Raw genomic sequence first — 22,552 nt, forward strand, 5'->3', positions numbered from 1 at the left:
GCCCGGCCGCCTTCAACGCCAAAATCCCCTTAAGCAGCAGTCCGCAGGCAACGCGCCTGGGGCTCCGGGCGACCGTAACCATTCGGAGAACCCAGTGCTTTTGTCTCTCAAGGGAAGTTTCCCGCCCGCCATCCTGGCGCTCGCAGACGGCACGGTCTTTCAAGGCAACTCGATCGGAGCCGCCGGCTCCACGACCGGTGAAGTGGTGTTCAACACCGCCATGACCGGTTACCAGGAAATCCTGACCGACCCCAGCTACTGCCAGCAGATCGTGACGCTCACGTATCCGCACATCGGCAACTACGGCGTCAACGGGGAAGACATCGAAGCCGACAAGATCCATGCCGCGGGCCTGATCATCAAGGACCTGCCCCTCGTCGCGTCCAACTTCCGCAAGACCGCCACGCTGACCGAGTACCTCGTGTCCGGCAACACGGTGGCCATTGCGAACATCGACACCCGCAAGCTCACGCGCCACCTGCGCACCCACGGCGCGCAGAACGGCTGCATCCTGGGCCTGGCCGCGGGCGAGGCCGTGACGCAGGCGCTGATCGACAAGGCCATCGCCGCCGCCAAGGCCGCGCCGAGCATGGCCGGCCTCGACCTCGCCAAGGTGGTGTCGGTCACGCAGACCTACGAGTGGACCGAAACCGAGTGGAAGCTGGGCGCGGGCTACGGCGTGCAGATCACGCCCAAGTTTCACGTGGTCGCGTTCGACTACGGCGTCAAGAAGAACATCCTGCGCATGATCGCGCAGCGCGGCGCGCGCATCACCGTGGTGCCCGCGCAGACGCCCGCGGCCGACGTGCTCAAGCTCAAGCCCGACGGCATCTTCCTGGCCAACGGCCCCGGCGACCCGGAGCCGTGCGACTACGCCATCAGCGCCGTCAAGGAACTGATCGAGACCGGCATTCCCACCTTCGGCATCTGCCTGGGCCACCAGATCATGGCGCTGGCCTCGGGCGCCAAGACCTTCAAGATGAAGTTCGGCCACCACGGCGCGAACCATCCGGTGAAGGACCTGGACAACGGCCGCGTGAGCATCACCAGCCAGAACCACGGCTTCGCGGTCGACGAGAAGTCGCTGCCGGCCACCCTGCGTCCCACCCACATCAGCCTGTTCGACAACACGCTGCAGGGCCTGGCGCGCACCGACAAGCCCGCGTTCTGCTTCCAGGGCCACCCCGAGGCCTCGCCCGGCCCGCACGACATCGGCTACCTGTTCGATCGCTTCACGGCACTCATGGAAAAGCACAAGACGGAAAAGACGGAGAGCAAGAATGCCTAAGCGCACAGACCTCAAATCGATCCTCATCATCGGCGCCGGCCCGATCATCATCGGCCAGGCCTGCGAGTTCGACTACTCCGGCGTGCAAGCCTGCAAGGCGCTGCGCGAAGAGGGCTACAAGGTCATCCTGATCAACAGCAACCCCGCGACGATCATGACCGACCCGGCCACGGCCGACGTCACCTACATCGAGCCCATCACCTGGCAGACGGTCGAGAAGATCATCGCCAAGGAACGCCCCGACGCGATCCTGCCGACCATGGGCGGCCAGACCGCGCTGAACTGCGCGCTCGACCTGTGGCGCAACGGCGTGCTCGACAAGTACACGGGCGCCTCGACCAACAAGCCGGTCGAACTCATCGGCGCCACGCCCGAAGCCATCGACAAGGCCGAAGACCGCCTGAAGTTCAAGGACGCGATGACCAAGATCGGTCTCGGTTCGGCGCGCTCGGGCATTGCGCACACCATGGACGAAGCCTGGGCTGTGCAGAAGACGCTCGGCTTCCCGACCGTGATCCGCCCGAGCTTCACGCTCGGCGGCACCGGCGGCGGCATCGCCTACAACCCCGACGAATTCGAGACCATCTGCAAGCGCGGCATCGAAGCCTCGCCCACCAACGAGCTGCTGATCGAAGAATCGCTGCTCGGCTGGAAAGAGTACGAGATGGAAGTCGTGCGCGACAAGGCCGACAACTGCATCATCGTCTGCTCGATCGAAAACCTCGACCCGATGGGCGTGCACACCGGCGACTCGATCACCGTGGCCCCCGCGCAGACGCTCTCCGACAAGGAATACCAGATCCTGCGCAACGCCTCGCTGGCCGTGCTGCGCGAGATCGGCGTGGACACCGGCGGCTCGAACGTGCAGTTCTCCATCAACCCGAAGGACGGCCGCATGGTCGTCATCGAGATGAACCCGCGCGTGTCGCGTTCGTCGGCGCTGGCCTCCAAGGCCACGGGATTCCCGATCGCCAAGGTCGCGGCCAAGCTGGCCGTGGGCTACACGCTCGACGAGCTGCGCAACGAAATCACGGGCGGTGCCACGCCTGCGTCGTTCGAGCCCTCGATCGACTACGTGGTCACCAAGATCCCGCGTTTCGCGTTCGAGAAATTCCCGCAGGCCGACTCGCGCCTCACGACGCAGATGAAATCGGTGGGCGAGGTGATGGCCATGGGCCGCACCTTCCAGGAATCGTTCCAGAAGGCCCTGCGCGGCCTCGAGGTGGGCGTGGACGGCCTGAACGAGAAGACGCAGGACCGCGAAGTGCTCGAGAAGGAACTGGGCGAGCCCGGTCCGGAGCGCATCTGGTACGTGGGCGATGCCTTCGCCATGGGCCTGAGCGTCGATGAAGTGTTCGCGCTGACCAAGATCGACCCGTGGTTCCTGGTGCAGATCGAAGAGATCGTGAAGATCGAGCTCGAACTCGAAACCAAGTCGCTCGACCAGATCGACAAGGACACGCTGCTCGCGCTGAAGAAGAAGGGCTTCTCCGACCGCCGCCTCGCCAAGCAGCTGAAGACCACCGACACGGCCATTCGCGAGAAGCGCCGCGCCCTGGGCGTGCGCCCGGTCTACAAGCGCGTGGACACCTGCGCGGCCGAGTTCGCGACCAACACGGCCTACATGTACTCGACCTACGAGGACGAGTGCGAAGCCGACCCGACGGACAAGAAGAAGATCATGGTGCTCGGCGGCGGTCCCAACCGCATCGGCCAGGGCATCGAGTTCGACTACTGCTGCGTGCACGCCGCGCTCGCCATGCGCGAGGACGGCTACGAGACCATCATGGTCAACTGCAACCCCGAGACCGTGTCGACCGACTACGACACCTCGGACCGCCTGTACTTCGAGCCGCTGACGCTGGAAGACGTGCTCGAGATCGTCGACAAGGAAAAGCCGCTCGGCGTGATCGTGCAGTACGGCGGCCAGACGCCTTTGAAGCTCGCGCTCGACCTCGAAGCCAACGGCGTGCCGATCATCGGCACCTCGCCCGACATGATCGATGCGGCCGAAGACCGCGAGCGCTTCCAGAAGCTGCTGCACGAGCTGGGCCTGCGCCAGCCGCCGAACGCCACCGCGCGCACCGAACCCGAGGCCCTCGAGAAGGCCGCGGCACTGGGCTATCCGCTGGTGGTGCGCCCGAGCTACGTGCTAGGCGGCCGCGCGATGGAAATCGTGCACGAGCAGCGCGACCTCGAGCGCTACATGCGCGAAGCGGTCAAGGTGAGCAACGACTCGCCGGTGCTGCTCGACCGCTTCCTGAACGACGCTGTCGAATGCGACGTCGACTGCATCCGCGACGGCGAAGGCGCCACGCTGATCGGCGGCGTGATGGAACACATCGAGCAGGCCGGCGTGCACTCGGGCGACTCCGCCTGCTCGCTGCCGCCGTACAGCCTGAACGCGGACACCATCGCCGAGCTGAAGCGCCAGAGCGCCGCCATGGCGAAGGCGCTGAACGTGGTCGGCCTGATGAACGTGCAGTTCGCCATCCAGCAGAAGGACGGCAAGGACGTCATCTACGTGCTCGAAGTGAACCCGCGTGCGTCGCGCACCGTGCCTTACGTGAGCAAGGCCACGGGCATCCAGCTCGCCAAGGTGGCGGCACGCTGCATGGCCGGCCAGTCGCTGGCGTCGCAGGGCGTGACGAAGGAAGTCACGCCGCCGTACTTCAGCGTGAAGGAAGCCGTGTTCCCGTTCGTCAAGTTCCCGGGCGTGGACACCATTCTCGGCCCCGAGATGAAGTCGACCGGCGAAGTGATGGGCGTGGGCAAGACCTTCGGCGAAGCCTTCGTGAAGTCGCAGATCGGCGCCGGCACGCTGCTGCCGAAGTCGGGCAAGGTCTTCATCTCGGTGAAGAACAACGACAAGGCGCGTGCGGTGGAAGTGGCGCGTGGCCTGGTCAAGCTCGGCTTCGTGCTGACGGCGACCAAGGGCACGGCGGCCGCCATCAGTGCGGCCGGTATCGAGTGCGCGACGGTGAACAAGGTGACCGAAGGCCGCCCGCACATCGTGGACATGATCAAGAACAACGAGATTGCGCTGGTCATCAACACGGTGGAAGAGCGCCGCAACGCGATCACCGACTCGCGGCTGATCCGCACCTCGGCGCTGCTGGCGCGCGTGACCACGTTCACCACGATCTTCGGCGCCGAAGCGGCCGTCGAAGGCATGGGCTTCATGGACGAGTTGGGCGTGATCTCGGTGCAGGAGATGCACGCGCAGCTGGCTGCGGCAGCCTGAGCGTCGCCATGCAAACGCAGCTCGTCGAACTGGGCCTGACGGACTGGAACGCGGCCACGCCCAACGAGGCGTGGATCGCGGAACTCGAAGCGGGCAAGGTGCTGTACTTTCCGCGCCTGGGCTTCGAGCTGGTGCCTGAAGAGCGCAGCCTGCTGACGCCCGGCCTGCTGTCGCCCGACGTGCGCAACATCAGCCTCGACGCCACCGGCAAGCTCAAGGGCGCGGTGGGCGAGGAGGCCGTGCAACGCATGGCGGCGGCGATGGTGGGGCGCTTTCGGGCGCAGGCCACGCAGCTCATTCACGGGCTGCTGCCGCACTACACGCCGGCCCTGCGGCTGGCCCCCACCAGCTACCGGCCGGCGCAGGTCGAGACGCGCGTGCAGTCGTGGCGCGCGGACGATCGCCGGCTGCACGTCGACGCGTTCCCGTCGCGTCCCAACTACGGCGAACGCATCCTGCGTGTGTTCACCAACGTCAACCCCGAAGGCGCACCGCGCGTGTGGCGCGTGGGCGAGCCTTTCGAGGACATCGCCCGGCGCTTCCTGCCGCGTGCCAAGCCCTATGTGCGCTGGCAGGCCAAGGTGCTGCGCGCCCTGCGCGTGACGAAATCGTTCCGCAGCGAGTACGACCACCTGATGCTCCAGCTGCACGACGGCATGAAGTCGGACATGGCGTACCAGGAAAACTCGCCGCAGGAGACCGCCAAATTCCCGCCGGGTTCGGTGTGGGTGTGCTTCTCCGACCAGACCTCGCACGCCGTGATGGCGGGCCAGTACATGCTCGAGCAGACGCTTCATCTGGCTGCATCGAAGCAATACAATCCCGACTCGAGCCCGCTCGCCATCCTGAGCCGGCTGACCGGACGCACACTCGTCTGATCCTGTCCCTTACTCGACCGCCGAACGGCAGCGTTCGGCGGTTTCGCTTTATGGAGAACCAACAACATGGCCACCATCCCGATCACCAAGCGCGGCGCTGAAAAACTGCGCGCCGAACTGCACCAGCTCAAGACGGTGGACCGTCCCTGGGTCATCAATGCAATTTCCGAAGCACGCGCGCAGGGCGACCTGAGCGAGAACGCCGAATACGAGGTCGCCAAGGACCGCCAGGGCTTCATCGAAGGCCGCATCCAGGAAGTCGAAGGCAAGCTGTCGGCCGCGCAGATCATCGATCCGAGCGAACTCGATGCCGGCGGCAAGGTGGTGTTCGGCTCGACCGTCGAGCTCGAGGAAGAAGAATCGGGCGACGCCGTGAAGTACCAGATCGTCGGCGAGGACGAAGCCGACCTGAAGCTCGGCCTGATCAACATCTCCAGCCCGATCGCGCGCGCGCTGATCGGCAAGGAAGAGGGCGACACCGCCGAAGTGCAGGCCCCGGGCGGCCTGAAGCGCTACGAGATCGTGGCCGTTCGCTACCTGTGATTCGTCGGCAATGAAAGACCGCATTGCGCTGATGCTGGCCGCCTTCTGGTGGGGCAGCCTCACCACGATCGGCTTTCTGGTGGTGCCGATGCTCTTCGCCAGGCTCGGCAACCCGTCGGTGGCAGGCAACTTTGCCGGCCAGTTGTTCGAGGCGCAGAGCTGGATCGCGATCGGCTGCGGGCTGATCCTGCTGATCCATTTCAGGACCAAGGCGGACGAGCGCATGGATGGGCCGACCATGACGGCCATGTTCCTGATCCTGGCCGCACTGCTGCTGGCGCTGCTTCAGCAGTACGCCGTGGCGCCGCGCATCCTGGCGCGCGAAAACCTCAAGCTGTGGCATGCCATGGGCAGCGGCATGTACCTGGTGCAGTGGGTGTGCGCGGGCGTGCTGCTGTGGCGCATGGGCGCCCGCAGGCCCGGCTGAACAGCAGAGGTGGGTGGCAGAGGCGGCAGCCGCAATGGCTGCGCCGCCTGCGCTCCTACTCTTTCCAGTATTTGGCGACCCAGCGCGCCGGCCGGATGTACCGGAAGGCGCGGTTGCGCCGGCCCGCCAGTGCGTCCGGCGGGTTGCACTCGCCATGGAACACCATGATGCGGGCGTCCTCGGGCACGAAGGGCTCTTCCCAGTAGTTGGTCGGCCAGGTCGGGATGCCGTGGTACTTGAAGCTCGGGCACCAGGCTTCGGGCCAATAGGCCAGCTTGCCCTGCTTGTGGAGCACGTCCGACAGGTAGGCCTGCTCGTTGCGGTATTCCGCCTGCACCTTTTCCATGTTGGCGCGGAAATACGCCAGCACGTCGGCATGCGCACCCAGCTCGAAGCGGTAGACCGACGAATTGCCCGTGATCCGCTCGCGCCGCCAGGGGCGGGCGTAGTCGTGAATGATCAGGAACTCGCCGGGCCGCTCGAAGAAGGCGTCCAGGCTGCCCACCACGACCACGTCGAGGTCGAGGAAGAGGGCGGTGCCGCGCAGGCCGTGCAGGTCCTGCTCGAAGGTGGTGAGCTTCTTCCAGGCGCCGTCACGCTGGCCGGGGGCCAGGTGCAGGTTGAGCGGTGGAATGGGCAGGCACGTCACCTCGGGGTGGATGCCGTTGCCGTCGTCGGTCAGGCACACGAACTTGAAGTCGCCGCGGAGATTGCGGCGGACCATTGCGTAGAGCCGGTTGACGTATTCGGGGCCGTATTTCGTGCCCCATTTCATGCAGAGGATATGGCGCTGGGCGCCTTGCGCTGCCGCCAAGCTCAATCTGCCTGGTTGCGCTTCTTGGCCGACAGCGGCCGCTTGGCCTTGGCGCGCTTGATGGTGCCGCCAGGGGTGAGGCGCTGGTTGCCGAGCACGCGCAGCGTCTTGATTTCGGGGCGCTGGCCGCCGCGCTTGCTGTACTTGACGATTTTCACGTCGCGCGGGCCTGGCATGCGGTCTTCGTCGATCACACGCTCTTTTTCGGGAATCGGACGCCACAGCACCAGCAGCTTGCCGATGTGCTGGATCGGGGCGGCGTCCAGTTCATCGGCCAGCTCGCGCAGCATGGCGTCGCGGGCAAGGCGGTCGTCGGAGAAAACGCGGACCTTGATCAGGCCATGGGCCTTGAGCGCCGCGTCGGCTTCCTTCTTTACGGCAGGGGTGAGCCCGTCTCCACCGACCATGACGATCGGATCCAGGTGGTGAGCTTCGGCGCGGTGCACCTTGCGCTCGGCAGGGGTAAGTTGAATGGCGGGCATCCCCGTATTATCGACGCGTACACGAAGACCCTCATGAGCACCAAAGCCAAAAGCAAAAAAGTCAATAAAGCGTGGCTTCACGACCATATCAACGACCCCTACGTGAAGCTCGCCACGCGAGAGGGATATCGGGCGCGCGCAGCCTACAAACTGAAGGAAATCGACGAGTCGTTCGGGCTGGTCAAGCCCGGCCAGCTGGTGGTGGACCTCGGCTCCACGCCGGGCGCCTGGAGCCAATACCTGCGCCGGCGCATGTCGCCCGACGGCGCGGCGGCCGGCGCGCTGAACGGCACGATCGTCGCCCTGGACATGCTGGAGATGGAGCCCATCGAGGGCGTGACCTTCCTGCAGGGCGATTTCCGTGAAGATGCGCTTCTGCAACAGTTGCTGGGTGTGCTGGCCGGCCGCAAGGCCGACCTGGTGGTTTCGGACATGGCGCCCAACCTGTCGGGCATCCATTCGGCCGATGGCGCCCGGGTGGCGCACCTGATCGAGCTTGCAATCGAGTTCGCCCAGAACCACCTGAAACCCGAGGGCGCGCTGGTGGCCAAGCTGTTCCACGGCAGCGGCTACGACGATCTGGTGAAGCTTTTCAAGGCGAATTTCCGGACCGTGAAGCCCGTCAAACCCAAGGCGTCGCGCGACAAATCGTCCGAGACCTTCCTTGTCGGTATAGGCCTGAAGGCCTCGGATACGCCTTGATACCTTGCCAAAGAAGGTGTGCAAGAGGTGCGCAAAGGGTGCGCTCAGGGCGCAAACCCCTGTCAGCCTATGGCTGCATTAGGGAAATGCCAGCTTTTCGCAGCTTGAAAAGCCTAAAATGGGGCGCAATTGCGTACCCATAGCGCGTTTTTTCATCCGTCTGTCACGCGCTTTCGACTGGAGCTTCGTTTGAACAATCAGTGGTTTTCCAAAGTTGCCGTATGGCTCGTCATTGCGATGGTGTTGTTCACTGTGTTCAAGCAGTTCGACACCCGCGGTGGCGTCGGCTCGGGAGCAGTCAGCTACTCCGAGTTTCTGGACCAGGTCCGGAACAACCAAATCAAGAGCGCCGTCATCCCTGAAGGCGCCGGCGGCGGCGAAATCATCGCCGTCACCAACGATGATCGCAAGATCCGCACGACCGCCACGGTCCTCGACCGCGGCCTCGTGGGCGACCTGATCGACCACAACGTCAAGTTCGACGTCAAGCCGCGTGAAGAGGGCTCGCTCCTCATGACGCTGCTGGTCAGCTGGGGCCCGATGCTGCTGCTGATCGGCGTGTGGATCTACTTCATGCGCCAGATGCAGGGCGGCGGCAAGGGCGGGGCGTTCAGCTTCGGCAAGAGCAAGGCCCGCATGATGGACGAGAACAACAACACGGTCACCTTCGCCGACGTCGCAGGCTGCGACGAGGCCAAGGAAGAAGTCCGTGAAGTCGTCGACTTCCTGAAGGACCCGCAGCGCTTCCAGAAGCTCGGCGGCCGCATTCCGCGCGGCCTGCTGCTGGTCGGCCCTCCCGGCACCGGCAAGACGCTGCTGGCCAAGTCGATCGCCGGCGAGGCCAAGGTGCCTTTCTTCTCGATCTCCGGCTCCGATTTCGTTGAAATGTTCGTCGGCGTGGGCGCTGCCCGCGTGCGCGACATGTTCGAGAACGCCAAGAAGAACGCGCCCTGCATCATCTTCATCGACGAAATCGATGCGGTGGGCCGTCAGCGCGGCGCCGGTCTCGGCGGCGGCAACGACGAACGCGAACAGACGCTCAACCAGATGCTGGTCGAGATGGACGGTTTCGAAACCAACCTCGGCGTGATCGTGGTGGCTGCCACCAACCGCCCGGACATCCTGGACGCCGCTCTGCTGCGCCCCGGCCGTTTCGACCGCCAGGTCTACGTGACGCTGCCCGACATCCGCGGCCGCGAACAGATCCTCGGCGTGCACATGCGCAAGGTCCCGCTGGGCCAGGACGTGAACCCGAGCGTCATCGCCCGCGGCACGCCCGGCATGTCCGGCGCCGACCTGGCCAACCTGTGCAATGAAGCCGCCCTGATGGCCGCACGCCGCAATGCGCGCGTGGTCGAGATGCAGGACTTCGAGAAGGCCAAGGACAAGATCTTCATGGGCCCCGAGCGCAAGAGCATGGTCATGCCCGAGGAAGAACGCCGCAACACGGCCTACCACGAGTCCGGCCACGCCCTCATCGGCAAGCTGCTGCCCAAGTGCGATCCGGTCCACAAGGTCACGATCATTCCGCGCGGCCGTGCCCTGGGCGTGACCATGAGCCTGCCGGCGCAAGACCGCTACAGCTACGACCGTGAGTACATGCTGAACCAGATCAGCATGCTGTTCGGTGGCCGCATCGCCGAAGAAGTGTTCATGCACCAGATGACCACCGGCGCCAGCAACGACTTCGAGCGTGCAACCTCCATCGCCCGCGACATGGTCACGCGCTACGGCATGACCGATGCGCTGGGCCCGATGGTCTACGCAGAGAACGAAGGCGAGGTGTTCCTGGGCCGCTCGGTCACCAAGACCACGAACATGAGCGAGCAGACCATGGAAAAGGTCGACGGCGAAGTGCGCCGCATCATCGACGAGCAGTACGCCCTGGCGCGCGGCCTGATCGAAGCGAACAGCGACAAGATGCACGCGATGGCGAAGGCGCTGCTCGAATGGGAAACCATCGACTCCGAGCAGCTCGACGACATCATGGCCGGCCGCGCACCGCGTCCGCCCAAAGACTGGACGCCCCGCATCCCGCCGTCGGGCAGCGGCGGCAGCGGCGGTACGCCGGCCGTGTCCACCGACCCGGCTCCCAACGCAGCGTGAGCGAGAGCTTGGCGTCAAACCACAACGGGGCCTCTGGCCCCGTTTTTGATGGTGCGCTCGCAGGAACAACGGGAGCAGCGGGGGGCGCCTGGCAGACCTCACGCTTTCGCATCGACCTTGCGCAGCCGCGCGTGATGGGCATCGTCAACGTCACGCCCGATTCCTTTTCGGACGGCGGCGCCCACGCCTCCACCCAAACCGCGCTGCAGCACTGCGAGCAGCTGCTGAAAGAGGGCGCGGACATCCTCGACATCGGCGGTGAATCGACCCGCCCCGGCAGCCCCGCGGTGCCGCTCGACGCCGAACTGGCCCGCGTGGTGCCCGTGGTGCGCGAAGCCGTGAAGCTCGGCGTGCCGATCTCCATCGACACCTACAAGCCCGAGGTGATGCGCGCGGTGCTCGACCTGGGCGCCGACATCGTCAACGACATCTGGGCGCTGCGCCAGCCGGGCGCGCGCGAAGCCGTTGCGGCGCACCCCTCCTGCGGCATCTGCCTGATGCACATGCATCGCGATCCGCAGACCATGCAGGCGCTGCCGATGGCGGGTGACGTGATCCCCGAGGTGCTGGGCTTCCTCGACGCGCAGGTGCAACTTCTGCGCGCGCTGGGAGTCGATCCGTCGCGCATCACGCTGGACCCCGGCGTGGGTTTCGGCAAGACCGTGGCACAGAATTTCGCCTTGCTGGCACGCCAGCGCGAGTTGCTTTCGGGCGGCTTGCCGTTGCTGCTGGGCTGGTCGCGCAAGTCGTCGATCGGCGCGGTCACGGGCATCGAGACGGCCGGCGAGCGCGTCGTGCCGAGCGTCGCCGCGGCGGTGCTGGCGGTGGACCGCGGCGCGGCCGTGGTGCGCGTGCACGACGTGCGCGACACGGTGGCGGCCATCGCTGTATGGCGCGCCATGAGGGAACAAGAGTCAGAACAATCAAACAAGCAGAAGCAACACCCATGACCCGCAAATATTTCGGTACCGACGGCATCCGCGGCACCGTCGGCCAGACCCCCATCACCCCCGATTTCGTGCTGCGCCTTGCGCACGCCGTGGGCCGCGTGCTCAAGAAAAGCCAGTCCCGTCCCACCGTGCTGATCGGCAAGGACACCCGCATCTCGGGCTACATGCTCGAGTCGGCGCTCGAGTCGGGCTTCAACTCGGCCGGCGTCGACGTGGTGCTGCTCGGCCCGCTGCCCACGCCCGGCGTCGCTTACCTCACGCGCGCCCAGCGTGCCAGCCTCGGCGTGGTGATCAGCGCGAGCCACAACGCGTACCCCGACAACGGCATCAAGTTCTTCAGCGCGCAGGGCACCAAGCTCGACGACGCATGGGAGCTGGCCGTCGAAGCCGCGCTCGAAGAGGCGCCGGTGTGGGTGGATTCGGCCAACCTCGGCAAGGCGCGCCGCCTCAACGACGCGCCCGGGCGCTACATCGAGTTCTGCAAGAGCACCTTCGCCAACGACCTGACGCTGCGCGACATGAAGCTGGTGGTCGACGCGGCGCACGGCGCGGCCTACCAGGTGGCGCCCAACGTGTTCCATGAACTGGGCGCGGAAGTGACCAGCATCGGCGTCTCGCCGGACGGCCTCAACATCAACAAGGGCTTCGGCGCGACGCATCCGCAGGCGCTGGTGGCCGCGGTGACGGCGCAGAAGGCCGACTACGGCATCGCGCTCGACGGCGACGCCGACCGCCTGCAGCTGGTCGATGCCAGCGGGCGCCTGTTCAACGGCGACGAGCTGCTCTACCTGATGGTCGCCGAGCGCATTGCGCGCGGCGAGAAGCCCGCGGGCGTGGTCGGCACGCTCATGACCAACAAGGCCATCGAGGTGGCGCTGCGCGGGCAGGGCATCGAGTTCGTGCGCGCCAAGGTCGGCGACCGCTATGTGCTCGAAGAGCTCGACAAGCGCGGCTGGCTGCTGGGCGGCGAAGGCTCGGGCCACCTGTTGGCGCTCGACCGCCACACCACCGGCGACGGCATCGTCAGCGCCCTGCAGGTGCTGCAGGCCTGCGTGCGCAGCGGCAAGACGGTGGCGCAGCTGCTCGACGGCGTCACGCTGTTCCCGCAGACGCTGATCAACGTGCGCATTTCGCCCAACCAGAACTGGAAGGACAACAAGGCGCTGGCCAGCGAGACCGAACGCATCGAGGCCGAGCTCGGCGACGCGGGCCGCGTGCTGATCCGTGCGAGCGGCACCGAGCCGCTGGTGCGCGTGATGGTCGAGGCGCGTGACGCCGCACAGGCCGAGTCCTGCGCCCAGCGCCTCGCGGCCACGCTGCAGCCTGCGCAGTGACGCAGATCGACGTTCGCCTGGTGGACTACCGCGACGCGGCGCAGGCCGCGGCGCTGGTCGAGCTGCTCGATGCGTATGCCAGCGATCCGGCCGGCGGCGGCACGCCGCTGGACGCCGCGGTGCGCCAGGGCCTGCCCGCGGCGCTGGCGGCGCGTCCGCAGGCCTTCAGCGTGCTCGCCTACGACGGCGAACAGGCCGTGGGCCTCGTCAACTGCATCGAGGGCTTCTCGACCTTCGCCTGCCAGCCGCTGGTGAACGTGCACGACGTGGTGGTGCTGGCCGGCCATCGCGGCCGGCGCGTGGCGCAGAAGATGTTCGCGCTGGTCGAGCAGGAGGCACGCAAGCGGGGCGCCTGCAAGCTCACGCTGGAAGTGCTGTCGGGCAATGCGCCCGCGTTGCGCACCTACGCGCGCGAGGGATTCGAGGGTTACCAGCTGGACCCGGCTTTCGGCCACGCCGTCTTCCTGCAGAAGAAGCTCTGAAAGCAAAAAGGGCCGAGGCGCACTGAACGCCGTCGGCCCTCGTTTCTCGACCCTCTCCCGCAGGAGGAGAGGGAAGAAAAAAACCTGTCAGAAGCGCGTCACGGGCATTTCCGCGTCGGCCTTGTTGGGTGCGTACTTGCCCAGCTCCCACTTGGCGATCGCGTTGCGGTGCACTTCGTCCGGGCCGTCCGCGAAGCGCAGCGTGCGCGCGCCGGCGTAGGCGGCTGCCAGCGGGAAGTCGTCGCACATGCCGCCGCCGCCGTGGACCTGCATGGCCCAGTCGATCACCTGGCAGGCCATCGACGGTGCGACGACCTTGATCATGGCGATCTCGTTCTTGGCGACCTTGTTGCCGGCCACGTCCATCAGCCAGGCGGCCTTCAGCGTGAGCAGGCGGGCCATGTCGATCTTGCAACGCGCTTCGGCGATGCGTTCCTGCGTGACGGTCTGCGACGCCACGGTCTTGCCGAAGGCCACGCGCGACGAGGCGCGTTTGCACATCAGCTCGAGCGCGCGCTCGGCCAGGCCGATCAGGCGCATGCAGTGGTGGATGCGTCCCGGGCCAAGGCGGCCCTGGGCGATTTCGAAGCCACGGCCTTCGCCCAGCAGGATGTTGTCGACGGGCACGCGCACGTTTTCGAAGTACATCTCGACGTGGCCGTGCGGCGCGTCGTCGTAGCCCATCACGTTCAGCGGGCGCACGATGCGGATGCCCTTGGCATCGGCCGGCACGATGACCATGCTCTGCTGCGAGTGGCGCGGCGCCTCGGGGTCGCTCTTGCCCATGGTGATGAAGACGGCGCAGCGCGGATCGGCCGCGCCCGAGATCCACCACTTGTGGCCGTTGATGACGTACTCGTCGCCCTGGCGTTCGATGCGCGTCGAGATGTTGGTGGCGTCGCTCGATGCCACTTCGGGTTCGGTCATCGCGAAGGCCGAGCGGATCTGGCCTTCGAGCAGCGGCTTGAGCCAGCGTGCCTTGATTTCTTCCGAGCCGTAGCGCGCAATGGTCTCCATGTTGCCGGTGTCGGGCGCCGAGCAGTTGAAGGCTTCGCTGGCCCATGGCACTGCGCCCATGATTTCGGCCAGCGGCGCGTATTCCTGGTTGGTCAGGCCCGCGCCGGCGTAGCCGGAAGCCGAGGCGCTGTCGACCGGCAGGAACAGGTTCCACAGGCCCTGGGCCTTGGCCTTTTCCTTGAGCTTTTCCACCGTCTTCAGCGCCGACCAGCGCTTGCCCGCCACCGTGTTGGCGGCCAGCTCGGCGTGGTACTCGGCCTCGGCCGGATAGATGTGGTCGTCCATGAACGCCTGCACGCGCTTCTGAAGGTCTTTGGTTTTGGCCGAGTATTCGAAGTCCATCTTGTGTCTCCTGGTGGGTCCTGTGTGAGTGGGGAGGCGCTGAAAGAAGGCTGCTACGCCTTCTGGGCGAACTGCCAGGCCATTTCAGCCATGGGGCGGGCGCCGCGGGCCGAAGCCACGGCTTGTTCGCTCGATGCGGTGCCAGCCTCGACCCGCTTGGCAATGCCTTGCAGGATCGCGGCCATGCGGAACAGGTTGTAGGCCTGGTAGAAGTTCCAGTCGGGCGCCAGCGCTTCCGGCGTGCTGATGCGGGTGCGTTCGCAATAGCGGCGGATGTATTCGCTCTCGGTCGGAATGCCCAGTGAGACCAGGTCCACGCCGCCAATGCCGCGTCCGGTGGTGGGCGGCATGTGCCACGACATGCAGTGGTAGCTGAAGTCGGCCAGCGGGTGGCCCAGCGTGGAAAGCTCCCAGTCGAGCACAGCGATGATGCGCGGCTCGGTGGCGTGGAACATCACGTTGTCCAGGCGGTAGTCGCCGTGCACGATCGACACCTTGCTCTCGTCGCGTGCGCTCGCCGGCATGTGCGCGGGCAGCCAGTCGATCAGCCGCTCCATGGCCTCGATCGGCTGCGAAAGCTCGCCGGCGCCATCCGCCGAAGCCTTGTACTGCTTGCTCCAGCGGCCGATCTGGCGGTCGAAGTAGTTGCCGGGCTTGCCGTAGTCGCCCAGGCCACGGGCGGCGAAGTCGACCGTGTGCAGCGCGGCAATCACGCGGTTCATCTCGTCGTAGTGGGCCGCGCGTTCGGCATTGCTGAAGCCCGGCAGCGACTGGTCCCACAGCACGCGGCCCTGCATGAATTCCATGACGTAGAAGGCCCGGCCGATGACGCCTTCGTCCTCGCACAGGCAGTACATGCGCGGCACCGGCACGTCGGTGCCGGCAAGGCCGCTCATCACCTTGAACTCGCGCTCCACCGCATGCGCGGAGGGCAGCAGCTTGGCGACCGGGCCCGGCTTGGCGCGCATCACGTAGCTCTGCGAAGGCGTGAGGAGCTTGTAGGTCGGGTTCGACTGGCCGCCCTTGAACATCTCCACCGTCAGCGGACCCTTGAACCCCTCGAGGTTCTTCTCGAGCCAGGCTGCAAGCGCATCGACGTCGAAAGCGTGCTGTTGCGAGACGGCACGGGTGCCGATGAAGTTGGAGAAGTCCTGGCTCATGTCGGTGGTCTTGTCTGTTCGTTGTTCTAGTCTTCAGCTTCGGAGACGCGCATCAGCGCCGCGCGGTCCAGCACCACGAGGCCGCCCGGCTCGATCCGGATCGTGCCCTCGCGCTCCATGGTCTTCAGCTCCTGGTTGACCCGCTGGCGCGATGCGCCCAGCAGTTGCGCCAGTTCTTCCTGCGCCAGTTGCAGGCCGATGCGCATCTGGCTGCCGTCGTCCAGGTTGGGCACGCCGTAGCTGCGCACGAGGTGAATGAGCTGCTTGGCCAGCCGTGCGCGCAAGGGCAGGGTGTTGAGGTCTTCCACCAGGCCGAACAGCGTGCGGATGCGCCGCGCCTGCAGCCGCATCAGCGCTTCGTACAGCTCCACGTGCGCGGTCAGGATCTTCTGGAAGTCGGCGCGCGCCACGCACAGGATCGTGCTGTCGCCATGCGCATAGGCATCGTGCGTGCGCCGGTCCCCGTCGAACATCGCCACGTCGCCGAACCAGATGCCCGGCTCCACGTAGGTCAGCGTCACCTGCTTGCCCGACACCGCCGTCGAACTCACGCGCACCGCGCCCTTGGCGCAGGCAATCCAGTGTTCGGGCGGGTCGCCGCGGGCGGCGATCAGGTCGCCGTCCTTGTAGCGTTTGACGAAGGCGCATCGGAGGATGTCGTGCCGTAGCGATGGAGATAGGGAAGAAAACCAGCGACCACTGTTGATCGCTTCACGTTCTTCGATGGTAAGAATGGGGTCGTCCATTGGTCTGTCCTCTCGGCGACTGGAAAGCTGGTGGGTGTCACGGGAGCGACGCCGTCAGGCGTTACTCGTACTGCGGCGTCTTCTTGTCGAGGAACGCCGCGATGCCGATGCCCGCGTTCGCATGGTGGAGGTTGCGCACGAAGTGGTCGCGCTCCTGCGAGAGCTGCGAGGCCAGCGTGGCGCCGCGCGCGTCGCTCAGCAGTTCCTTGATGCTGGCCAGCGAGTTCGGCGCACGCGCGTTGAGCTTGGCGGCCAGGGCCAGCGCGCCCGCGAGTGCCTGGCCGTTTTCGGTGAGCTCGTTGACCAGGCCCAGCGCATGCAGCCGCGGCGCGCCAATGCGCTCGCCGTTCATGAGCCATTCGCTGGCCAGCTGGCGCGGCAGCTGCTGCCCCAGGTGCCAGCTCAGGCCGCCGTCGGGCGACAGCGCCACGTTGCTGTACGAGGCCGCGAACACCGCGTCGCGCGCCGCCACCACGAAGTCGCAGGCCAGCGCGAGCGAGAAGCCCGCGCCCGCGGCCGCGCCTTCGACCGCCGCGATGATCGGCTTGGGGAAGGTGCGGATCGAATCGATCCAGTTGTGCAGGCCCTCGATGCTCTCGGCCTGCACCGAGCGGTCGAGCTGGCGGTTGGCCAGCAGCCGCTGCAGCGAGCCGCCGGCGCAGAACCAGGCGCCTTCGCCCACGATGACCACGCTGCGGATCTCCGCGCTGCTCTCGGCGCCGTTGAGCGCCTCGATGCCCGCGGCATAGATCTCGGGGCCCAGCGCATTGCGCTGGGTGGGGTTGGCGATCGTCAGCACCATGGTGCTGCCTTCGCTCGTGCTCTTGAGTTCGGCGGTCATGTTCTTCGTTTGCTCATTCTTCTTCGTGCAGCAGGCTCAGGCCCAGCGCGCCGCGGCGGCGCAGCCACGGGCTCGGGCGATAGCGCGGGTCGCCGTACACCGTCTGCAGGTTGAACAGCACTTCGAGCATGTTGGTCGGCCCGTAGAGGTTGCCCATGGCGAGCGGGCCGCGCGGATAGCCCAGGCCCAGCTGCACCGCGGTCTCGAGGTCGGCGGGCGTGCACACGCGCTGCTGGCACATGTCGGCCGCGATGTTGACGATGGCGCCGATCACGCGCTGCGTGACGAAGCCGCCGCTGTCGCGGATCACGCTCACGGCCTTGCCGTCGCGTGCGAAGAGGGCGTGCGCCATGTCGCGCATGTCGCGGCGCGTGGCGGGGTTGGTGGCGAGCACGCGGCGCTTGGTGGCGGCGTCGTCGATCAGCATGTCGATGCCGACCGTGCGCGTGGCGTCCAGGCGCTCGACCGCGGCCACCGTGGTCACGTCGAAGCCCAGCGGCGCGACCAGGATCAGCGAATGCGCGGCAGGCGCCGCGCCGCTGTCGATCTGCGCGCCCAGCGTGTTCACCAGGCGAAGCAGCTCGGCACGGCGCGCGGCGCGCGGCGACACCCAGACCGAAGGCGAGCCCTCGACCACCGGCGGCGCGGCCTCCGGCGTCTGCTGCATCACGCCGTCGGTGTAGCGGTAGAAGCCTTCGCCGGTCTTGCGGCCCAGCGCGCCGGCGGCCAGGCGCTGGGCGGTGATCACGCTCGGGCGAAAGCGCGGTTCCTCGAAGTACTGGTGGTAGATCGACTCCATCACCGGGTGCGACACGTCGAGCGCGGTCAGGTCCAGCAGCTCGAACGGGCCGAGGCGAAAGCCCGCCTGGTCCTTCAGGATGCGGTCGATGGTCGCGAAGTCGGCCACGCCTTCACCGACGATGCGCAGTGCTTCGGTGCCGTAGCCGCGGCCCGCGTGGTTGACGATGAAGCCGGGCGTGTCTTGTGCCTGCACGGCGCTGTGGCCCATCTGCGTGGCATAGCCTGCGAGCTGCTTGCAGACTTCGGGCGCGGTCTTGAAGCCCGCGACCACCTCGACCACCTTCATCAGCGGCACGGGGTTGAAGAAGTGGAAACCCGCGAAGCGCTCGGGGCGCTTCAGGCCCGCGGCAATGGCCGTGACCGAGAGCGAAGAGGTGTTGGTGACCAGCGTGGCGGTCTCGCCCACCACGCCTTCGAGCTCGCGGAACAGCTTGCGCTTGACCTCGAGGTCTTCGAGCACCGCCTCGACCACCAGGTCGCAGCCGGCGAGCGCTTGCATCGAGTCGACGGCCTTCACGCGGGCGACGTAGGCGTCGCGCGCGGCGGCGTCGATCTTGTTCTTTTCGAGCAGCTTGTTCCATTGGGCGGCGAGGGTTTCGCGGCCGCGCTCGGCGGCGCCCGCGAAGCTGTCGAGCAGCAGCACTTCGCTGCCTGCCTGGGCCGCGATCTGCGCGATGCCGCGACCCATGGCGCCGGCGCCGACGACGCCGATTCGGGTGTAGTTCACTGTCATTTGCTGGAGGGTTTCAATGGTTGAGTGGTATCCGGGGCCTGCCGTGCAGGCGTTGATGCGGGGGCCGCGAAGTGTGCTGCCGAAGGCTCCGATTTTGCAGTCCCGCGCGGGTGGGGCGTGACGGGTTTTACGCGGGGGCGGTTTTGGGCCGTCGCAGACCGGGAGAAAGCGATCAGGCCGGGCGGCCGCTGCGGTCGATGGCCACGCTGAGCGCCATGGCGGCCAGCAGCACCACGAAGCCGACCCAGCTCATCCAGGCGCCCGCGTCGTTGGCCAGCAGCCAGCCGCCGAGCGCCGCGCCCACGGCCTGGCCCGTGTAGATGCCCGAGCTGTTCAGTGCCACCGAGCCCGGCGCCAAGGTGGGCGCAAGGCCCACCAGGCGGGCCTGCTGCGCCGAATTGGTGGCGAAGCAGCCCAACCCCCAAGGCACCATCACCACGGCCAGCCAGGCGAGCGTGGAGGCCAGCGGCCACAGCAGCAGGCTCAGCGTGATCAGCGCGCTGGTCACGAGCACCATGCGCCCGGCGCCCACGCGGTCGATGAAACGGCTGACCAGCATGTTGCCGGCCAGGCCGAAGAGGCCGAACAGCGCCCAGATCACGCTCAGCATGGTCGCGTCCGCGCCGTAGCCCTGCTTGAGGATCGGGCCCAGATAGCTCGACAGCACGAACTGGCCGGTGCCCTGCAGCGCCGTGACCGTGACGATGCCCATCAGCACCGGGCTGCGCAGCACGCGCGACCATGCGGCGGCGGTCAGCGCTGCGGGGCGGATGGCGTTCGGCAAGGTGAGCCAGATCGATGTCGCGCTCGCGACACTCAAGGCCGCAATCACCATGAAGGCCATGCGCCAGCCCAGGTGGCCGCCGATCAGCGCACCGATGGGCAGGCCCAGCACCGACGCGATCGACCAGCCGAGAAAGACGAAGGTGACCGCGCGCCCGCGCTGCTCGGGTGGCACCAGCAGGCCGGCGCAGGCGGCCGCCTGGGGCGTGAAGATGGCCGGCGCAATGACCGTGAGCATGCGGATGGGGAGCAGGGCGCCGAAGCTCGGCATCAGCGCCGCCAGCGCATGACCGGCGGCATACCAGAGCATGGTGAGCGCCAGCAGCCGGCGGCGGTCCCAGCCCGCGACCGCGGCGGCCAGCAGCGGCGCGCCGATGCACATCACCGCGGCGGCGGCCGTGATCAACTGGCCCGAGGTGGCCACGCTGATCGCCAGCGAGGTGCTGATTTCATTGAGCGTGCCGGGCACCACCATCACGCCCGTGCCGATCACGAAATTGCCCGCGAGCAGCGCCCAGAGCGCGCGTTGCGACGCGCGCCGTGGCGCAGCCCCGTTCACCGACGGACCTGCAGCGCGCCGGGATTCACGATGTTGGTGGGGTTGCCGTTGATGTAGCTCACGACGTTGTCGAAGGCCTGGCCGAAGTAGCTCTCGTAGCTTTCCTGCTCGACGTAGCCGATGTGCGGCGTGCAGATGCAGTTCTCCAGGCGCAGCAGCGCGTGGCCCTGCAGCGGCGGCTCGCTCTCGAACACGTCGATGGCCGCCAGGCCCGGACGGCCGCGGTTCAGTGCGGCCAGCAGCGCGTCGGCCTCGACCAGCTCGGCGCGCGAGGTGTTCACGAAGAGCGCGGTCGGCTTCATGCGCGAGAGGTCTTCGAGCGTGATGAGGCCGTTGGTCTCGTCGTTGAGCCGCAGGTGCACCGACAGCACGTCGGCGGCGGCAAAGAATTCGTGGCGGTTCTGCGCCACCTGGAAGCCGTCGGAACGCGCCTTGGCGCAGCTGGCTTCACGGCCCCAGATCACGACCTGCATGCCGAAGGCCTGCCCGTAGCGCGCCACGAGCTGGCCGATGCGGCCGTAGCCCCAGATGCACAGCGTCTTGCCCTTGAGCACCGAGCCCAGCCCGAAGTTGGGCGGCATCGACGCCGACTTGAGTCCCGACTGCTGCCACGCACCGTGCTTGAGGTTGCTGATGTACTGCGGCAACCGGCGCATGGCGGCCATGATGAGCGCCCACGTGAGCTCGGCGGGCGCCTGCGGCGAACCCGAGCCCTCGGCCACCGCCACGCCGCGTTCGGTACAGGCCGTGACGTCGATGTGGCCGCCGACACGGCCGGTTTGCGAGATGAGCTTGAGCTTGGGCAGCTTTTCGATGAGCTGGCGCGAGATCTGGGTGCGCTCGCGAATCAGCACGATCACGTCGGCGTCCTTGAGACGAACCGACAGTTGCCCGATGCCTTTCACCGTGTTGGTGTAGACCTTGGCCGCGTACGCGTCCAGCTTGGCGGCGCAGCGCAGTTTGCGCACGGCGTCCTGGTAATCGTCGAGGATCACAATGTTCATGGCGTGCCATTGTGCCTCGCAGCATTGGAATGTCGTGCCAGTGAACGTTTGGATACCCACCCCCGAGGCCCTGTCCAGGCGGCCTTGGGGGCTTTTTGCCTCAGTGCAGGCGCGTCGAGCGGTGGGCCGTGGTCATCATCTCGGCGGCCTCGATCGCGGCCAGCCGCTCGAGCTCGGCGCACACGTCGGCCATGCGGCCGGAGATCACGACGCGGTCGCTGCGCTGCTGGCCCTTGCCGTCGACCACGCGCACCACGCGCAGCGGGCGAGCGGGTACAGCGGCTGCCGCCGCTGGCGTTGCGGCGCCACCCGAGCGCGCACTGCAGGCCGGCCGCACGGCCACGTAGCGCAGGCCGGCCGAGGTGTCGTTGTGGTCGAGGTGGTCCCTGTCGTGGGGCCGGCGCGCCGGAATGAGGCGGTTGGCCAGCGATTGCAGCGGCGACCAGAAATCAGCGATGGCGAGGAGGGCGATTCCCATGTGAACTCCAAAAAAGTATGAGGTTGAACACAGGCAGGATTTCTTGAATCGGCCTCGACAGGGTGATGGCGACTCCGCGCCATACGCCCGCCACCTGTCTGGGCCGGATGAGTTGCTGCCGCAGCAGGCCGCCGGGGCCTACATCAGCATCGTGTTGCGAATGAGGCCGACCGCGAGGCCTTCGATTTCGAAGGGCTCGCCGGGCTGCACGATGATGGTCGGGTAGTCGGGGTTTTCGGCGTGCAGCTCGATGACCTGCTTGTTGCGCTTCAGGCGCTTGACGGTCACCTCGTCGCCCAGCCGCGCGACCACGATCTGGCCGTTGCGTGCTTCCTTGGTGGCTTGCACCGCGAGCAGGTCGCCGTCCATGATGCCGGCGTCGCGCATCGACATGCCGCGCACCTTGAGCAGGTAGTCGGGCTGGCGCTGGAACAGCGTGTTCTCGACGTAGTAGGTCTGGTCGACGTGCTCCTGCGCCAGGATCGGCGAGCCGGCTGCGACGCGGCCGATGAGCGGCAGCGCCAGTTGGGCCATGCCCGGCAGCGAGAGCGAGAACTGGCCGCCCTCGCGGTGGCGCGTTTCGTTGAGCGAACGCAGGGCGTCACCCTTCAGGCGAATGCCGCGCGAGGTGCCGCTGACGAGTTCGATGACGCCCTTGCGCGCCAGCGCCTGCAGGTGTTCTTCGGCGGCGTTGGCCGACTTGAACCCGAGCTCGTTGGCGATTTCGGCGCGCGTGGGCGGCGCACCGGTGCGTGCGATGGCGCTCTGGATCAAGTCCAGGATCTGCTGCTGGCGGGCTGTAAGCTTCACGGCGAACTGCATATGTGGTTCCTTGCGG

The 22,552-nt window shown here is 66.9% G+C and carries 21 protein-coding genes; 10 read left to right on the plus strand and 11 right to left on the minus strand.

Going from position 1 to position 22,552, the window contains the following annotated elements:
* The first annotated feature begins 94 nt into the window (after positions 1–94).
* The 5 genes from carA to BM013_RS22795 all read left to right on the plus strand — a co-directional run bounded on the left by carA (position 95) and on the right by BM013_RS22795 (position 6,380).
* Positions 95–1,288, plus strand: a complete 1,194-nt coding sequence (carA, locus tag BM013_RS22775) for a glutamine-hydrolyzing carbamoyl-phosphate synthase small subunit (protein WP_093129904.1) — start codon at positions 95–97, stop codon at positions 1,286–1,288.
* Positions 1,281–4,532: a carbamoyl-phosphate synthase large subunit gene (carB, locus tag BM013_RS22780; protein WP_093129905.1), complete on the plus strand. Its 3,252-nt coding sequence runs from the start codon at positions 1,281–1,283 to the stop codon at positions 4,530–4,532. Before carA ends, carB begins: the two co-directional genes overlap by 8 nt.
* Positions 4,533–4,540: 8 nt before the next feature.
* On the plus strand, positions 4,541–5,410 hold the full coding sequence (locus BM013_RS22785; RefSeq protein WP_093129906.1) for a Kdo hydroxylase KdoO: 870 nt from the start codon (positions 4,541–4,543) through the stop codon (positions 5,408–5,410).
* 66 nt (positions 5,411–5,476) lie between these two features.
* Complete coding sequence (gene greA, locus BM013_RS22790) at positions 5,477–5,953, plus strand: transcription elongation factor GreA (RefSeq protein WP_056518766.1); 477 nt, start codon at positions 5,477–5,479, stop codon at positions 5,951–5,953.
* Between the two features lie 10 nt (positions 5,954–5,963).
* Entirely contained in the window at positions 5,964–6,380 is a 417-nt protein-coding gene (locus BM013_RS22795) for a DUF4149 domain-containing protein (protein WP_093129907.1), read from the plus strand.
* Positions 6,381–6,435: 55 nt separating this feature from the next.
* Here BM013_RS22795 and BM013_RS22800 read toward each other — a convergent pair whose 3' ends face one another.
* Both BM013_RS22800 and BM013_RS22805 read right to left on the minus strand, forming a co-directional pair.
* On the minus strand, positions 6,436–7,155 hold the full coding sequence (locus tag BM013_RS22800; protein ID WP_256219968.1) for a glycosyltransferase: 720 nt from the start codon (positions 7,153–7,155) through the stop codon (positions 6,436–6,438).
* Positions 7,156–7,196: 41 nt separating this feature from the next.
* A complete protein-coding gene (locus tag BM013_RS22805) occupies positions 7,197–7,676 on the minus strand; it encodes a YhbY family RNA-binding protein (RefSeq protein WP_093129909.1) in 480 nt (159 codons plus the stop codon).
* A gap of 33 nt (positions 7,677–7,709) precedes the next feature.
* Between BM013_RS22805 and BM013_RS22810 the strand changes: the two genes are divergently transcribed.
* The 5 genes from BM013_RS22810 (at position 7,710) to BM013_RS22830 (ending at position 13,250) form a co-directional block, all read left to right on the plus strand.
* Positions 7,710–8,378, plus strand: a complete 669-nt coding sequence (locus BM013_RS22810; protein ID WP_093129910.1) for an RlmE family RNA methyltransferase — start codon at positions 7,710–7,712, stop codon at positions 8,376–8,378.
* Between the two features lie 189 nt (positions 8,379–8,567).
* Entirely contained in the window at positions 8,568–10,484 is a 1,917-nt protein-coding gene (gene ftsH / locus BM013_RS22815; protein WP_093129911.1) for an ATP-dependent zinc metalloprotease FtsH, read from the plus strand.
* Between the two features lie 134 nt (positions 10,485–10,618).
* Positions 10,619–11,434: a dihydropteroate synthase gene (gene folP / locus BM013_RS22820; RefSeq protein WP_093129912.1), complete on the plus strand. Its 816-nt coding sequence runs from the start codon at positions 10,619–10,621 to the stop codon at positions 11,432–11,434.
* A complete protein-coding gene (gene glmM / locus BM013_RS22825) occupies positions 11,431–12,768 on the plus strand; it encodes a phosphoglucosamine mutase (RefSeq protein ID WP_093129913.1) in 1,338 nt (445 codons plus the stop codon). Before folP ends, glmM begins: the two co-directional genes overlap by 4 nt.
* The gene (locus BM013_RS22830; protein ID WP_093129914.1) at positions 12,765–13,250 is read left to right on the plus strand and encodes a GNAT family N-acetyltransferase; all 486 of its coding nucleotides are present in this window, start codon (positions 12,765–12,767) and stop codon (positions 13,248–13,250) included. Before glmM ends, BM013_RS22830 begins: the two co-directional genes overlap by 4 nt.
* 87 nt (positions 13,251–13,337) lie before the next feature.
* Here the strand turns inward: BM013_RS22830 and BM013_RS22835 are convergent, their stop codons facing one another.
* The 9 genes from BM013_RS22835 to lexA all read right to left on the minus strand — a co-directional run bounded on the left by BM013_RS22835 (position 13,338) and on the right by lexA (position 22,536).
* A complete protein-coding gene (locus tag BM013_RS22835) occupies positions 13,338–14,609 on the minus strand; it encodes an acyl-CoA dehydrogenase family protein (RefSeq protein ID WP_093129915.1) in 1,272 nt (423 codons plus the stop codon).
* Between the two features lie 53 nt (positions 14,610–14,662).
* Entirely contained in the window at positions 14,663–15,769 is a 1,107-nt protein-coding gene (locus BM013_RS22840) for a phosphotransferase (RefSeq protein ID WP_093129916.1), read from the minus strand.
* A 26-nt stretch (positions 15,770–15,795) separates the two neighbouring features.
* A complete protein-coding gene (locus tag BM013_RS22845) occupies positions 15,796–16,515 on the minus strand; it encodes a Crp/Fnr family transcriptional regulator (RefSeq protein WP_093129917.1) in 720 nt (239 codons plus the stop codon).
* Between the two features lie 61 nt (positions 16,516–16,576).
* Positions 16,577–17,356 carry an oxepin-CoA hydrolase, alternative type gene (locus BM013_RS22850; RefSeq protein WP_093129918.1) on the minus strand — a complete coding sequence of 260 codons (780 nt, stop codon included), beginning with the start codon at positions 17,354–17,356 and terminating at the stop codon, positions 16,577–16,579.
* Positions 17,357–17,369: 13 nt separating this feature from the next.
* The gene (locus BM013_RS22855) at positions 17,370–18,890 is read right to left on the minus strand and encodes a 3-hydroxyacyl-CoA dehydrogenase (protein ID WP_093129919.1); all 1,521 of its coding nucleotides are present in this window, start codon (positions 18,888–18,890) and stop codon (positions 17,370–17,372) included.
* A 172-nt stretch (positions 18,891–19,062) separates the two neighbouring features.
* A complete protein-coding gene (locus BM013_RS22860) occupies positions 19,063–20,232 on the minus strand; it encodes an MFS transporter (RefSeq protein WP_093129920.1) in 1,170 nt (389 codons plus the stop codon).
* Positions 20,229–21,236, minus strand: coding sequence for a D-2-hydroxyacid dehydrogenase family protein (locus tag BM013_RS22865; RefSeq protein WP_093129921.1), 1,008 nt, complete (start codon positions 21,234–21,236; stop codon positions 20,229–20,231). Before BM013_RS22865 ends, BM013_RS22860 begins: the two co-directional genes overlap by 4 nt.
* Before the next feature lie 100 nt (positions 21,237–21,336).
* Positions 21,337–21,714 carry a hypothetical protein gene (locus BM013_RS22870; RefSeq protein WP_093129922.1) on the minus strand — a complete coding sequence of 126 codons (378 nt, stop codon included), beginning with the start codon at positions 21,712–21,714 and terminating at the stop codon, positions 21,337–21,339.
* Positions 21,715–21,852: 138 nt separating this feature from the next.
* Positions 21,853–22,536, minus strand: coding sequence for a transcriptional repressor LexA (gene lexA / locus BM013_RS22875; protein ID WP_013541704.1), 684 nt, complete (start codon positions 22,534–22,536; stop codon positions 21,853–21,855).
* Between the last annotated feature and the right edge of the window lie 16 nt (positions 22,537–22,552).

Origin of the sequence: Variovorax sp. OK605 (assembly GCF_900115445.1) — a bacterium.
Taxonomy (GTDB): Bacteria; Pseudomonadota; Gammaproteobacteria; order Burkholderiales; family Burkholderiaceae_C; genus Variovorax.

What these genes read in the sequence shown, in the direction of transcription:
- greA (WP_056518766.1), top strand. Translation starts at nt 5,477, where the DNA reads ATGGCCACCATCCCGATCACCAAGCGCGGCGCTGAAAAACTGCGCGCC.
- BM013_RS22840 (WP_093129916.1), bottom strand. Translation starts at nt 15,769, where the DNA reads ATGAGCCAGGACTTCTCCAACTTCATCGGCACCCGTGCCGTCTCGCAA.
- lexA (WP_013541704.1), bottom strand. Translation starts at nt 22,536, where the DNA reads ATGCAGTTCGCCGTGAAGCTTACAGCCCGCCAGCAGCAGATCCTGGAC.
- BM013_RS22800 (WP_256219968.1), bottom strand. Translation starts at nt 7,155, where the DNA reads ATGAAATGGGGCACGAAATACGGCCCCGAATACGTCAACCGGCTCTAC.
- BM013_RS22855 (WP_093129919.1), bottom strand. Translation starts at nt 18,890, where the DNA reads ATGACAGTGAACTACACCCGAATCGGCGTCGTCGGCGCCGGCGCCATG.
- BM013_RS22845 (WP_093129917.1), bottom strand. Translation starts at nt 16,515, where the DNA reads ATGGACGACCCCATTCTTACCATCGAAGAACGTGAAGCGATCAACAGT.
- BM013_RS22870 (WP_093129922.1), bottom strand. Translation starts at nt 21,714, where the DNA reads ATGGGAATCGCCCTCCTCGCCATCGCTGATTTCTGGTCGCCGCTGCAA.
- BM013_RS22835 (WP_093129915.1), bottom strand. Translation starts at nt 14,609, where the DNA reads ATGGACTTCGAATACTCGGCCAAAACCAAAGACCTTCAGAAGCGCGTG.
- BM013_RS22805 (WP_093129909.1), bottom strand. Translation starts at nt 7,676, where the DNA reads ATGCCCGCCATTCAACTTACCCCTGCCGAGCGCAAGGTGCACCGCGCC.
- glmM (WP_093129913.1), top strand. Translation starts at nt 11,431, where the DNA reads ATGACCCGCAAATATTTCGGTACCGACGGCATCCGCGGCACCGTCGGC.
- BM013_RS22850 (WP_093129918.1), bottom strand. Translation starts at nt 17,356, where the DNA reads ATGACCGCCGAACTCAAGAGCACGAGCGAAGGCAGCACCATGGTGCTG.
- carB (WP_093129905.1), top strand. Translation starts at nt 1,281, where the DNA reads ATGCCTAAGCGCACAGACCTCAAATCGATCCTCATCATCGGCGCCGGC.
- folP (WP_093129912.1), top strand. Translation starts at nt 10,619, where the DNA reads ATGGGCATCGTCAACGTCACGCCCGATTCCTTTTCGGACGGCGGCGCC.
- BM013_RS22785 (WP_093129906.1), top strand. Translation starts at nt 4,541, where the DNA reads ATGCAAACGCAGCTCGTCGAACTGGGCCTGACGGACTGGAACGCGGCC.
- BM013_RS22795 (WP_093129907.1), top strand. Translation starts at nt 5,964, where the DNA reads ATGAAAGACCGCATTGCGCTGATGCTGGCCGCCTTCTGGTGGGGCAGC.
- BM013_RS22810 (WP_093129910.1), top strand. Translation starts at nt 7,710, where the DNA reads ATGAGCACCAAAGCCAAAAGCAAAAAAGTCAATAAAGCGTGGCTTCAC.
- BM013_RS22865 (WP_093129921.1), bottom strand. Translation starts at nt 21,236, where the DNA reads ATGAACATTGTGATCCTCGACGATTACCAGGACGCCGTGCGCAAACTG.